The 13,202-nt window shown below is 63.9% G+C and carries 11 protein-coding genes; 7 read left to right on the plus strand and 4 right to left on the minus strand.

Features of this window, described 5'->3' with window-relative positions; all coding sequences use genetic code 11:
• Window positions 1-57 precede the first annotated feature (57 nt).
• The 3 genes from ACIP02_RS13315 (at window position 58) to ACIP02_RS13325 (ending at window position 2,830) form a co-directional block, all read left to right on the plus strand.
• On the plus strand, window positions 58-531 hold the full coding sequence (locus ACIP02_RS13315) for a hypothetical protein (RefSeq protein ID WP_400617183.1): 474 nt from the start codon (window positions 58-60) through the stop codon (window positions 529-531).
• A 268-nt stretch (window positions 532-799) separates the two neighbouring features.
• Window positions 800-1,867 carry a Rieske 2Fe-2S domain-containing protein gene (locus tag ACIP02_RS13320; RefSeq protein ID WP_400617186.1) on the plus strand — a complete coding sequence of 356 codons (1,068 nt, stop codon included), beginning with the start codon at window positions 800-802 and terminating at the stop codon, window positions 1,865-1,867.
• Window positions 1,868-1,879: 12 nt separating this feature from the next.
• Window positions 1,880-2,830 carry a PDR/VanB family oxidoreductase gene (locus tag ACIP02_RS13325; protein WP_400617189.1) on the plus strand — a complete coding sequence of 317 codons (951 nt, stop codon included), beginning with the start codon at window positions 1,880-1,882 and terminating at the stop codon, window positions 2,828-2,830.
• Between the two features lie 6 nt (window positions 2,831-2,836).
• Here the strand turns inward: ACIP02_RS13325 and ACIP02_RS13330 are convergent, their stop codons facing one another.
• The 3 genes from ACIP02_RS13330 to ACIP02_RS13340 all read right to left on the minus strand — a co-directional run bounded on the left by ACIP02_RS13330 (window position 2,837) and on the right by ACIP02_RS13340 (window position 6,589).
• Complete coding sequence (locus ACIP02_RS13330) at window positions 2,837-3,550, minus strand: GntR family transcriptional regulator (protein WP_400617192.1); 714 nt, start codon at window positions 3,548-3,550, stop codon at window positions 2,837-2,839.
• Between the two features lie 341 nt (window positions 3,551-3,891).
• The gene (locus tag ACIP02_RS13335; RefSeq protein ID WP_400617195.1) at window positions 3,892-5,145 is read right to left on the minus strand and encodes an OprD family porin; all 1,254 of its coding nucleotides are present in this window, start codon (window positions 5,143-5,145) and stop codon (window positions 3,892-3,894) included.
• A gap of 103 nt (window positions 5,146-5,248) precedes the next feature.
• Window positions 5,249-6,589, minus strand: a complete 1,341-nt coding sequence (locus tag ACIP02_RS13340; RefSeq protein WP_400617198.1) for an MFS transporter — start codon at window positions 6,587-6,589, stop codon at window positions 5,249-5,251.
• A gap of 562 nt (window positions 6,590-7,151) precedes the next feature.
• Here ACIP02_RS13340 and mrdA point away from each other — a divergent pair.
• Together mrdA and ACIP02_RS13350 are read left to right on the plus strand one after the other, a co-directional pair.
• Window positions 7,152-9,050 carry a penicillin-binding protein 2 gene (mrdA, locus tag ACIP02_RS13345; protein WP_400617201.1) on the plus strand — a complete coding sequence of 633 codons (1,899 nt, stop codon included), beginning with the start codon at window positions 7,152-7,154 and terminating at the stop codon, window positions 9,048-9,050.
• 209 nt (window positions 9,051-9,259) lie between these two features.
• Window positions 9,260-9,577 carry a DUF2388 domain-containing protein gene (locus ACIP02_RS13350; protein ID WP_400617204.1) on the plus strand — a complete coding sequence of 106 codons (318 nt, stop codon included), beginning with the start codon at window positions 9,260-9,262 and terminating at the stop codon, window positions 9,575-9,577.
• A 104-nt stretch (window positions 9,578-9,681) separates the two neighbouring features.
• Here ACIP02_RS13350 and glcC read toward each other — a convergent pair whose 3' ends face one another.
• Window positions 9,682-10,446 carry a transcriptional regulator GlcC gene (glcC, locus tag ACIP02_RS13355; RefSeq protein WP_400617206.1) on the minus strand — a complete coding sequence of 255 codons (765 nt, stop codon included), beginning with the start codon at window positions 10,444-10,446 and terminating at the stop codon, window positions 9,682-9,684.
• Between the two features lie 196 nt (window positions 10,447-10,642).
• On the opposite strand from glcC, the gene glcD reads away from it, so the two are divergent.
• Together glcD and glcE are read left to right on the plus strand one after the other, a co-directional pair.
• Window positions 10,643-12,142, plus strand: a complete 1,500-nt coding sequence (gene glcD / locus ACIP02_RS13360) for a glycolate oxidase subunit GlcD (RefSeq protein ID WP_400617209.1) — start codon at window positions 10,643-10,645, stop codon at window positions 12,140-12,142.
• A complete protein-coding gene (gene glcE / locus ACIP02_RS13365) occupies window positions 12,142-13,194 on the plus strand; it encodes a glycolate oxidase subunit GlcE (RefSeq protein WP_400617212.1) in 1,053 nt (350 codons plus the stop codon). Before glcD ends, glcE begins: the two co-directional genes overlap by 1 nt.
• Window positions 13,195-13,202: the final 8 nt, after the last annotated feature.

Consider the following 13,202-nt stretch of genomic DNA (forward strand, 5'->3'; position numbering starts at 1 on the left):
CAGCGCTAAAGCCGAACTATCCTGTGAGACGGGCTTTCCGCCCGGTGGAGGTGTGCCATGCGTACGTTCACGTGGAGTTACCTGCTGGTGCTGCTGTGTGCGGCAACCGCAGCCCAGGCGCAATCGGTGGTGCCGCTCAAGGGCCAGAGCAGCCAGCAGATGCAACTGGATATCAACGATTGCAATACCGTCGCCATCAACGCTGCGAACAGCACGGCGACGTCCAGCGACCCGCATGTCGGCGGTCGGGTACGCGGTGCGGCCGCGGGTGCCGCAGCCGGTGCAGTGGGCGCTCAAGTACGCGGCAACCGGCACGACGAGCTGTATGACCGTGTGGGTGACGATGCCAAGCAGGAGTACCGGCAGAACCGTGCCGGTGAAGTGGCCGCCGCCGGTGCAGCGGTCGGCGGCATGCGCCAGCGTCAGGATCGCCGCCAGGATCGCCGCGGCCAGGACCAGGCGAAAACCCAGGCCCATGCCAGTGCCTACAGCGGTTGCCTGCAGGGGCGCGGCTATCAGGTCAACCCCTGAGTAGTGGGGGCTGCTGCACAGCCTGTCGCTGGCAGCCAGCCCCACCTCACCCAAATAAATTTCAAGCCAAGGTAATCGGGCTACTGCTGCCACATCAGTGGGTGACGCCCTGGCTTAGGTAAAGCGCATACTCCGTACCAATGGATCCATAGCGGTCCGATAATCGCACGAAACCCATAAAAATAAAGGCATATTTATTGACCATGCTTGTGCGACAGGGCTCTAATGGATCCATTAAATAAAAACAATCATCCCGGAGAGCCTCCCTATGTACCCCAAAAACACCTGGTACGTCGCCTGCACCCCTGACGAGATCGCTGCCAAGCCCCTGGGCCGGCAGATCTGCGGGGAAAAGATCGTGTTCTACCGTGGCCACGAGAACCGTGTAGCGGCCGTCGAGGACTTCTGCCCGCACCGTGGTGCGCCACTGTCGCTGGGCTACGTTGAGGACGGCAACCTGGTGTGCGGCTATCACGGTCTGGTCATGGGCTGCGATGGCAAGACCGTGTCGATGCCAGGCCAGCGGGTACGGGGCTTTCCTTGCAACAAGACCTTTGCTGCGGTCGAGCGCTATGGCTTCATCTGGGTCTGGCCCGGCGACCAGGCGCAGGCCGACCCGGCGCTGATCCCGCACCTGGAATGGGCTGTGAACGATGAGTGGGCCTACGGCGGCGGGCTGTTCCACATCGGTTGCGACTACCGCCTGATGATCGACAACCTGATGGACCTGACCCACGAAACCTACGTGCATGCCTCCAGCATCGGCCAGAAGGAAATCGACGAAGCGCCTCCGGTCACCAGCGTCACCGGCGATGAGGTAGTAACCGCCCGCCACATGGCAAACATCATGGCCCCGCCCTTCTGGCGCATGGCCCTGCGCGGCAATGGCCTGGCCGACGATGTGCCGGTGGACCGCTGGCAAATCTGCCGCTTCACCCCGCCCAGCCATGTGCTGATCGAAGTGGGCGTGGCACACGCCGGCAAGGGCGGCTACCACGCCGACGCACAGCACAAGGCTTCGAGCATCGTCGTCGACTTCATCACGCCGGAAAGCGACACCTCGATCTGGTACTTCTGGGGTATGGCGCGCAACTTTGCGGCTCACGATCAAACGCTGACCGACAACATTCGCGAAGGCCAGGGCAAGATTTTCAGCGAAGACCTGGAGATGCTTGAGCGCCAGCAGCAAAACCTGCTGGCCAACCCCGAGCGCAACCTGCTGAAGCTGAACATCGATGCCGGCGGCGTGCAGTCGCGCAAGGTACTGGAGCGGATCATCGCCAAAGAGCGTGCGCCGCAGCCGCAACTGATCGCCACCAGCGCCACGCCTGCCTGAGGAACCGCCAACATGATCGATGCCGTAGTGGTATCCCGTAACAATGAAGCGCAGGGCATCTGCAGTTTCGAGCTGGCAGCAGCGGATGGCGGCCTGCTGCCGGCGTTCAGCGCTGGTGCGCACATCGATGTGCATTTGCCCGACGGGCTGGTGCGCCAGTATTCGCTGTGCAACCACCCTGAGGAACGCCACCGCTATGTGATCGGCGTGCTTCACGATCCGGCTTCGCGAGGCGGCTCACGCTGCCTGCACGAGCAGGTTCAAGCCGGTGCCCGGCTGCGTATCGGCGCGCCGCGCAACCTGTTCCCGCTGGCCAAGGGCGCGCAGCGCAGCCTGCTGTTTGCCGGGGGCATTGGCATTACCCCAATCCTGTGCATGGCCGAGCAGCTGTCCCACAGCGGCCATGACTTCGAGCTGCACTACTGCGCCCGCTCCAGCGAGCGTGCGGCGTTTGTCGAGCGGATTCGCAGCGCGCCGTTTGCTGATCGGCTGTTCGTGCATTTTGACGAACAGCCGGAAACGCGGTTGGATATCGCCCAGGTACTGGGCACACCGCAACAGGATCTGCACCTGTATGTGTGTGGCCCGGGCGGGTTCATGCAGCATGTACTGGACAGTGCCAAGGGGCTGGGCTGGCAAGAGGCCAACCTGCACCGCGAGTACTTTGCAGCGGCGCCAGTGGATGCCAGCAACGACGGTAGCTTCGCGGTGCAGGTTGCCAGCACAGGGCAGGTGTTCGAGGTGCCCGCCGACCAGACTGTGGTGCAGGTACTGGAGCAGAACGGCATCGAGATCGCCATGTCGTGCGAGCAAGGTATTTGTGGCACCTGCCTGACCCGCGTGCTGCAGGGCACGCCAGACCATCGCGATATGTTCCTTACCGAAGAGGAGCAAGCGCAGAACGATCAGTTCACGCCCTGCTGCTCGCGGTCAAAAACACCGATGCTGGTGCTGGATATCTGAGCGGGTTTACGCAGTCGGCAGGATGACCTGCATGCCCGCGTCTGCAGCGGCCCCGCCGAAGGTTTCGGCGTAACGCAGGGTGGCATTGGCGTGCTCGCGCATGATTGCTTCGGCGCGGGCACCCTGGCGGTTGACCAGGGCGTCGAACACCGCGTGGTGCTGCATGTGGGCGAAGTTGAAGCGCCGGTACTCGCGGGCCAGGTCATGGCGGTCCACCGCCAGCGCAGTGACTGAGGCGAATGGCAGGTGGTCGTTGCGCGCCAGGGCGACGGCAATGGCCGGGTTATGGCTGGCTTCGATGATCACATGGTGAAAGCGCATGTTAAGGTCGTGGTAGGCCTGCAGGTCGTCTTCGGTCACGAAGCCCTTGTCGAACAGTTGGTCGCCATCGACCAGGCATTGTTGCAGCGTTGCGCGAGCGTGCGCAGACAAGCCACGCTCGGCAGCCTGACGGGCAGCCAACCCCTCCAGCACGCCACGCACTTCGACCGCACCGGCAATGTCATCGGCGCTGACCGAGCGCACCTGAAACCCCCGGCCACCAAAGCGAACCAACAGGCCTTCCTGCTCAAGGGTGCGGAACGCCATGCGCACCGGCATGCGTGAAACGCCGAACAGCTCGGCGGTAGGGACTTCCATCAAGCGCTCGCCGGCCGCCAGCTCGCCCGAGGCGATCATCTTGCGCAACGCGACCAACACCATTTGACCGGGCTTGCTCATCCAGGCGACATCCAGAGACAGAAGCGGGCATCTTAGCGCAAGCCAGAAGCTGTTGCTGGCCTGTTGGGGCTAGCTGGATTGCAGGAGCGGATTTACCCGCGAAAGGGCCAGACCTACCGGCCCATTGCCACCGGCCATTCACCGTTGCAGCCACCACCGTATTCGCGGGTGAACCCGCTCCTACATTGATCGGTGGTGCACACATCGGTGGCGCGGCACCGCCCTTTGTAGGAGCGGGTTTACCCGCGAATGGGCCGGACCTGCCGGCCCATTTCCACCGCCATTCACCGTCGTCGCAGCCACCGCATTCGCGGCGGCTCGACGCTTCGATGAACCCGCTCCTACAACGTCAGCGGATAACTGACGATCAACCGTGTCTGGTCAAAGTCGCTGTTGAAGCTGCGTCGGTTGGTCGAGTTGTTGAGGCGGATGTTGAGGTTTTTCAACGCCCCGCTCTGGAAGGTGTAATTGACCTCGGTGTCGCGCTCCCACTCTTTGCCATTGCTGCCCGCCGCCGTGGTGGCGTTCTCGCCATGACCGTAACGCACCATGGCCAGCAGGCCCGGCACGCCCAGCGCAGCAAAGTTGTAATCGTAACGCGCTTGCCACGAGCGCTCGTCGGCGTTGCTGAAGTTGCCGTTGAACATGTCGTTACCCAAGGTGCGGCCGCTGCTGCCATACACCGACATCCACGGGCTGTCGCCACTGACCTTTTGCAAACCCAGGTACAGCGTGTGGCCACTGTATGCGGCCGACAGCAAGGCGTAGCCGGTGCGGCTCTGGATGTCACCAATGCGTGCCTGGCCGTCATCCCGGTCAATGAAGTAGCCAAGGTTGGCGCCCAGCGTCCACTCCCCTACCCGCTGGCTGTGCTGCAGGTTGAAGTAGCTTTGCTGATAGATGTCCTCCAGTTGCGAATGCCAGGCGCCAATCAGCGTGCGCTGCTGATTGAAACGGTACTCGGCACCGGCATAGTTGAAGCCGTCCGAGGTCACCCCCGGCGCAGCCCAGGCAGACAGGTCCTGCATGTCGGACGAGTTGCGCAGGCTCACCTCGCGGTACTGGCCAGCCTGCAGGCTCAAGCCTTCGATCTCCCGCGAATCCAGCATCGCGCCGCGGAAGGTTTGCGGCAGCAGGCGACCATCGTCGTAGCGCAGCAGCGGAATGTCCGGTAGCAGTTCACCCACCTTCAACTCCGTGGCCGAAATGCGCAGTTTCGCCGCAAGCCCGGCACGCCCGTAGTCGTCAGCCGCAAGGCCGTCATCATGCACCGGCAGCAGCTCGGAGCCGCTGGTACTGCGGCCACTGTCCAGCTTCACGCCGAACATGGCGATACCGTCCAGGCCGAAACCGATCAACCCCGGGGTGTAGCCTGAGCTGAACTTGAAGATAAAACCCTGAGCCCATTCCTCAACCTTGCTCTTGGCCGCCCCCGGGTCACGGAAATCGCGGTTGAAATAGTAGTTTCGCAGTGTCAGCCCGGCCTTGGCATCTTCAAAGAAGCCCCCCTCCTCGGCCCAGGCCGGCAGCCCCAGGCCCAGCATCAGCGAAACCGCCAGCGCCGAACGGGCCAGTGTGCAAGTGGTGTGCATCATTATTATTGTTCTCCGCTTTTCTTGGGCGCAGCCGATCGCCCCGCGCCGGCATGGGCCCGGGGCGACAAGCTGTATTCAGGTGCCCGGCCTGGCCGGGCAGTGCTCAATGGCTCAGTGCATCGGCAGCCAAGTCTTGGGTCGGCTTGGCTCCGGGCCGCAACAACAGCAGGCAACCTGCGGCCAGCACGAACACGCTGGCGAACACCCCGTACAGGTGCAGCGGTTGCCAGCCGCCATCGAGCAGCACGCCGGCCACGGTCGGCGACAGGATGGCGCCCATGCGGCCGATGCCGATGCCCCAACCCACCCCGGTGGCACGCACGGAGGCGTCATAGACCACCGGTGACAAAGCGTACAGCCCGGCCACGCATCCGTTGGAAAACAGCCCGATCAGCAACCCCAGTGCCAACGCCGCACTGACCGAAGCGCCATTGGCCACGAACAGCACCAGCAGTGCTGCGGTAATGAGCATGAACAGCGCCAGCACGCGGGTCAGTGGCCAGCGAGATGCCAGGCCGCCGATCAGCGCCGCGCCCAGGATGCCGCCAACGCTCAACAACACCCCGCCGGTAATGCCCTGCTGCGCTGACAGGCCGGCGGCCACCAACAGTTTTGGTGTCCAGCTCATGACGAAGTAGAAGCCGAACATGACCAGGAAGAACAGCAACCAGATCACCAGCGTGGTACGGCGCATGGCCGGTGTCAGCAGCTGTTTGAAGCCACTGGCCGTGCCCTGCGCCGCCACCGTCAATGCTGGGAGTTGGGCCAGTGCCGGCTGACCGAGGCGTACCGCCAGGCGGTTGATTCGGCCCAGGGCATTGGCAGGCCGACGTGCCAGCAGGAAGTCCAGCGACTCTGGTAGCCACAGCAGCACCAGCGGGATCACCAGTACGGTGACAATGCCGCCAAACAGGAACACCGAGCGCCAGCCCCAATGCCCCAGCAGCCACACCGCCAGCAAACCACCCAAGGTTGCGCCCAAGGCATAGCCGGTGGACTGCAGGCTGACTGCCAGGCCGCGCCAGCGCTTGCTGGCGTACTCACTGGCAATCACGTTGCTGCTGGCCAGAATGCCGCCGATGCCCAGCCCGGTAAGGCCGCGCAGCAGTGCCAGTTGCAGCGGGCTCTGGCTCAGCGCCGAAAGCAGCATGCCGAGGCCGGACAGCGCCAGGCACAGCAGGATCAAAGGGCGGCGGCCAAAGCGGTCGGCCCATGGGGCAATGAACAGCGACCCGGCCGCCATGCCGAACAGGCCAGCGCTGAGGAGCAAACCCACCTGCGCCCCGTTCAAGCCCCACTCGGCGGACACCGAGGCAGCGGTGAAGGCCATGACCAACACGTCGAAGCCGTCGATCATGTTGAGGATGATGCAGATACCAATGGCCAGGCACTGAAAGCGGCCCATCGGGTCGTTGTCCAGGCGTTGCTTGAGGTCGGTATTCATGGGGTCACCTGCCGGTTCACAGGTGAGAGAACAGATGCGCACACGCAGGCAAAGCGCAAGAAACCCTGACGGTTCCATACCCTTGGAAAGCCATTCATGACTGGACCCTTTTTGTAATTGTTGTCGCATACGGCCGGAGGGCTCCGGCCGTTGTCAGGCGTTAATCAACCAGATAATGGATCCACAAACAATCACCGCGATCTCAGCACCAATGGGTGTGACTCGGCAAAACGCCATTATCAACTTACAAACTTAGATAATTCTTTATATTTTTCAATATGTTATAAGTTTATGGAAAGCATCAATTCGTGTTCGATTATCGAACATGATTATTTATGGATCCACAAGAGATCAAAAACACACCCCTGCACCGTGCACGAGGATGTCAGCCATGAACAAATCTTCATGTTTCTCGCCAGCGCCCTGATCACGGGGCGCACAGCCCCTTACCCAGCCGCCGCCAGTCGGCTCTCGGCTTGAGGCTGCGGGAGGTGTTGCGTAGCATCCCCCGCCCGTTCGCGCGCCCGCACGGCCAACGCGAAAGCCGTAAAAAGAGCCCCTGATGCCGCAACCAATCCCCCTCAAGGACCACGAAAAGGAAAAACACCTGGTCAACCGCCGGCTTCTGGCCTGCGCCGCCCTGGTGTTCAGCCTGTGTGCCGTGCTGGTGGGCCGGCTCTACGTGCTGCAGGTGCTGCAGCATGACCAACAGACTGCCGTGTCGGAAAACAACCGCGTGCACGTGCTGCCCATCGCCCCTGAGCGCGGGCTGATCTATGACCGCAACGGCGTGGTGCTGGCCGACAACAAACCCAGCTTCGACCTGACCATGACCCGGGAGCGCGCTGGCGGCGACTCGGCCAAGGTACTCGACACCCTGACCCAGGTACTGAGCCTGAGCGAGGATGACCGTAAACAGTTCGACAAGGACCTGCGCCGCGGCCGCAAGCCGTTCGAGCCGGTGACCCTGATGGTCGGCCTGAGTGAAGAGCAGATTGCCCTGGTGGCGGTCAACCAGTTCCGCCTGCCAGGCTTGGAGGTGGAGCCGCAGTTCATCCGCGAGTACCCGATGGCCGAGCATTTCGCCCACTCGGTGGGCTATGTGGGGCGCATCAACGAGAAAGAAGCCAAGGTCCTCGACAGCACCGAATACCGGGGCACCCAGTCGATCGGCAAGACCGGCATCGAGCACTTCTACGAAAGCCAGTTGCATGGCCACGTGGGCTACGAAGAAGTCGAGACCAACGCCCAGGGCCGGGTGATGCGCGTGCTCAACCACAAGGCCCCGACGCCGGGGCAGGACATCGTGCTGACCCTGGACGCCCACTTGCAAGTGGCCGCTGAAAAGGCCTTGGGCGACCGCCGCGGCTCGGTGGTGGTGCTGGACCCGGCCAATGGCGACGTGCTGGCAATGGTCAGCAACCCCAGCTTCGACCCCAACCTGTTCGTCAAGGGCATCAGCTTCAAGCAGTACGCTGCGCTGCGCGACTCCATCGACCGCCCATTGTTCAACCGCGTGCTACGCGGCCTGTACGCACCCGGCTCGACAGTGAAACCGGAAGTGGCCATCGCCGGTCTCGACAGCGGCGTGATCACCCCTGGCAGCCGGGTATTCGACCCGGGTTACTATGAATTGCCCAACTACGACCACAAGTACCGCAACTGGAACCGCAACGGTGATGGCTGGGTGGACATGTACACCGCCATCATGCGCTCCAACGACACTTACTTCTACGACCTGGCGCACAAGCTGGGCATCGACCGCCTGCACGATTACATGGCCGAGTTCGGCCTGGGCCAGAAGGTGTCGCTGGACATGTTCGAGGAGGCTGCCGGGCTGATGCCGTCAGCCCAATGGAAACGCGCCACCCGGCGCCAGGCCTGGTTCCCGGGCGAGACGCTGATCCTAGGCATCGGCCAGGGCTACATGCAGGTCACCCCCCTGCAGCTGGCACAGGCCACCAGCCTGCTGGCCAGCAAGGGCGTGTGGCACCGCCCGCACCTGGCCATGACCGTGGGCGGCGATGCGCCGGTCGACCCCAACCCGATGCCCAACATCGTGCTGCATGACAAACGCGCCTGGGACCAGGTCAACCAGGGCATGCAAATGGTCATGCACGACCCGCGCGGCATTGCCCGCGCGGCGGCGGCCGGCGCGCAGTACCGGATTGCGGGCAAGAGCGGTACCGCACAGGTGGTGGCGATCAAGCAGGGCGAACGCTACAACCGCAACAAGACCCTGGAGCGCCACCGGGACAACGCCCTGTTCGTCGGCTTTGCCCCGGCTGACCACCCGAGCGTGGTGGTGGCGGTGATGATCGAGAACGGTGAGGCCGGCGGCCGGGTGGCCGGGCCGGTGGTGCGCGAAGTGATGGATGCTTACCTGCTGGATGAGCAGGGGCGTTTGAAGCCGGAGTATGCGGGTGGAGTAAACGCTGCCCGGAGCGTGCCACACACTTGAGACTTTGGGGCGCTGCTGCGCAGCCCATCGCGACACAAGGCCGCACACAGGAAATCGCATTCCCCTGTGGGAGCGGCCTTGTGTCGCGATTGGGCCGCGAAGCGGCCCCTGCAATCCCCAGATAGAAAAGGGAACTACCACCCCCTCCGCGCTCTCTTAAACACTGAGTGGTTTATTTCCCTGTGCTTCACGCTACTGGAGAACTCGACATGCGCCACCTACTCCTCGCCCCTGCGCTGCTGCTCCTGCTGCCTGCCGGTGCTGCCCTGGCCCGCGTCGATGCGGGCGACGTCGCCACCTCGGCCGGTGTTTCCGCTTCGCTTTATTCCACCTTCAAGGATGACAAACGGATTATCCCGGCACGTGACGAGCTTTCCGCCTTCGTCGCCAGTGGCGGTGCGATCCGCGGCGCCTATGTGGAAGCGGCGCTGGAACAGGCTCGCAAGGACCATCCAGGGCTGCAGGCCAATGATGAAGAGCTGGCCCAGGCCATTCTGTCGCAGGATGACCGCATAGCCGATCATTGAGGTAAACCTGGGCCGGCCTATTCGCGGGTGAACCCGCTCCTACAGGGTTTTACGCGACCGTTGTAGGAGCGGGTTCACCCGCGAATAGGCCGGCCCAGGCAACCTCACCCCCACCCATCCATCCGCATGGTCGCCCTGACCAGGCGCTGCTCTTCCTGCTCAATCTCCCGCAAACTGTCACGAATCCCGTTGATATGCTCGCGCGCCGCCCGTTGCGCCTGCTCCGGCAGCTGCTCCATCACCGCGTGATACAACCGCGCATGGTGCCGATCGATCTGGCGCTTCTGCGCCGGCCGGCAATACAGGTTGTTGACCGAGGCAAACACCGTGCTCAAGGTCAGGTCACTGAGCGATTGCAGGGTGTGCACCAGCACCGGGTTGTGGGAAGCCTCGCTGATCGCCCGGTGAAAAGCATGATCACGAAGGGCATGCCCGCGGGCATCGAGCGCCTCGGCGGCCTCGTGCGCCACCAACATTTCTTCATAGCGCCGGCGAATCAGCAAGCGGTCGACCTCGGTGGCGCGTAACGCCGCCAGCCGCGCCGCTTCAGCCTCCAGCAACGCGCGCACCTCCAGCAGGTCGAACAGCGTACGCGGCTGCGAGCTGAACAGGTGCATCAATGGCGTGACGCCCGCCTGCCCGGTCAGGTCGGCGACGAACGAACCTCGCCCCTGCTCGGTGTCGATGATGCCGCGCCCGCGCAAGATGCGCAGGCCTTCGCGCAGCGCGGAACGCGAACAACCCAGCTTTTCCACCAGGCGCCGTTCCGACGGCAGCGCCTGGCCTACCTTGAGCACGCCTTCAACAATCAGCCGTTCGACCCGCTCGGCCACCTGGTCGGCGACCTTCACCTTGCCTTCCGCACCCACTGTGCACCCTCCTGCTGGTAGGACCACTACGACCACTGCTTCCAATCTAGCCGGGCAAAGCCGTCTATAACCAGCACCCGCTGCAAAAACTGGTAGGACCAGTTACCCCTGTACTCGACCACGGCCACTTCCACGCGCAGGCTGCAATGGCGACCGCTTTGCCAACAACAACAAAAAACCGTTGCCGAGTGAGCCAATGAATATCCTCTACGACGAACGCGTCGATGGCGCGTTGCCCAGCGTGGACCGGGCGCAGGTATTGCAGACGCTGCGTGCGGCCCTGCCCGACCTCGAAATCCTGCACCGCGAAGAAGACCTCAAACCCTACGAATGCGATGGCCTGTCGGCCTACCGCACGGTGCCGCTGCTGGTGGTGCTGCCCGAGCGCCTGGCGCAGGTACAGGTCCTGCTGAAACTGTGCCACCAGCACGGTATACCGGTCGTCGCACGTGGCGCCGGCACCGGCCTGTCGGGCGGAGCCCTGCCACTGGCCAAGGGCATTTTGCTGGTGATGGCGCGTTTCAACCGCATCCTGGAAGTGAACCCACAGGGGCGCTTCGCCCGCGTGCAGCCCGGTGTGCGCAACCTGGCCATTTCCCAGGCCGCTGCGCCACATGGTATGTACTACGCCCCCGACCCCTCCTCGCAAATTGCCTGTTCCATTGGCGGCAATGTCGCTGAAAACGCCGGGGGCGTGCACTGCCTGAAGTACGGCCTGACCGTGCACAACCTGCTCAAGGTGGAAATCCTCACCGTTGAGGGCGAACACCTGACGCTGGGCAGTGATGCGCTGGACAGCCCCGGCTTTGACCTGCTGGCCTTGTTCACCGGTTCCGAAGGCATGCTTGGCATCGTCACCGAAGTCACCGTAAAGCTGCTGCCCAGGCCGCAGGTGGCGCGGGTGCTGCTGGCCAGTTTCGACAGCGTCGAGGATGCCGGCCGGGCCGTCGCCGAAATCATTGCCGCCGGCATCATCCCCGGCGGCCTGGAGATGATGGACAACCTGGCAATCCGCGCCGCCGAAGCGTTCATCCACGCCGGCTACCCGGTGGACGCTGCGGCGATCCTGCTGTGCGAGCTGGATGGCGTCGAGGCCGACGTGCACGACGATTGCGAACGGGTCGCCGCCGTGCTGACCCAGGCGGGCGCCCGCGAGGTACGGTTGGCCCTCGACGAGGCCGAACGCGCGCGCTTCTGGGCCGGTCGCAAGAATGCCTTCCCGGCCGTGGGGCGCATTTCCCCGGACTACTACTGCATGGACGGCACCATCCCGCGCCGCGAATTGCCGCGCGTGCTCAAAGGCATCAGCGACCTGTCCAGCGAATACGGCTTGCGCGTGGCCAACGTGTTCCATGCCGGCGACGGCAACATGCACCCGCTGATCCTGTTCGATGCCAACCTGCCGGGCGAACTGGAGCGCGCCGAAGCCATCGGCGGCAAGATCCTTGAACTGTGCGTGGCGGTAGGCGGCAGCATCACCGGCGAGCACGGCGTGGGCCGCGAGAAGATCAACCAGATGTGCGCGCAATTCAACAGCGACGAAATCACCCTGTTCCATGCGGTAAAGACCGCTTTCGACCCGCAGGGCCTGCTCAACCCGGGCAAGAACATCCCCACCCTGCACCGCTGCGCCGAATTCGGTGCCCTGCATGTGCACCATGGGCAACTGCCCTTCCCCGAGCTGGAGCGCTTCTGATGAGCATGGACCGCGATAACAGCCAGGCCCTGCTGGAGCAGGTCAACCAGGCCTTGAACCAAGGTACGCCGCTGCGTATTCAGGGCAGCAACAGCAAGGCCATACTCGGCAACCCGGTGGCCGGCGAGGTGCTCGACAGCCGCAGCCACCGGGGCATCGTCAGCTACGACCCGACCGAACTGGTGCTCACCGCCCGCGCTGGCACACCGCTGCGCGAAATCGAGGCGGCGCTGCACGAAGCCGGGCAGATGCTGCCCTGTGAGCCACCGCACCTGGGCCCCGAAGCAACCTTGGGCGGCATGGTCGCGGCGGGGTTGTCCGGCCCTCGCCGGCCGTGGGCCGGCTCGGTGCGCGACTATGTGCTCGGTACGCGGGTGATCACCGGCCACGGCAAGCTGCTGCGCTTTGGTGGCGAAGTCATGAAGAACGTCGCCGGCTACGACGTATCGCGGCTGATGGCGGGCAGCTTCGGTTGCCTTGGGCTGCTGACCGAAGTGTCGTTGAAAGTGCTGCCACGCCCGCGCCAGTGCCTGACCCTGCGCCTGCCGATGGGCCGCCACGAGGCGCTGGCCGAGTTGGCCGAATGGGGCCAGCAGCCGCTGCCGATCAGTGCCGCCTGCCATGACGGCGAAGCGCTGTACCTGCGCCTGGAAGGCGGCGAAGGCTCGGTGCAGTCGGGACGCCAACGGCTGGGCGGTGAAAGCCTCGATAGCCGCTTCTGGAGCGACTTGCGTGAACAACGCCTGGCCTTCTTCAGCGGCCCTTCCCCACTGTGGCGCCTGTCTGTGCCCATTGCCTGCGGCGAGCTGGAGCTACCCGGCCAGCAGTTGCTCGACTGGGGCGGCGCCCAGCGCTGGCTAAAATCCGGCGCAGAGGCGCAGGCCATTCGCGAGCTGGTCGCCAAGGTGGGCGGCCACGCCACGTGCTACGCGCAGGGCGCGACCAGCAGCCCACCGCTGCCGGCTGCACTGATGCGCTATCACCGTGCGCTGAAACAGCAGCTCGACCCCCAGGGCATCTTCAACCCTGGCCGCCTGTACCCGGACCTGTGAGGCCAGAC

The organism is Pseudomonas sp. NPDC089408 (assembly GCF_044749445.1).
Taxonomy (GTDB): domain Bacteria; phylum Pseudomonadota; class Gammaproteobacteria; order Pseudomonadales; family Pseudomonadaceae; genus Aquipseudomonas.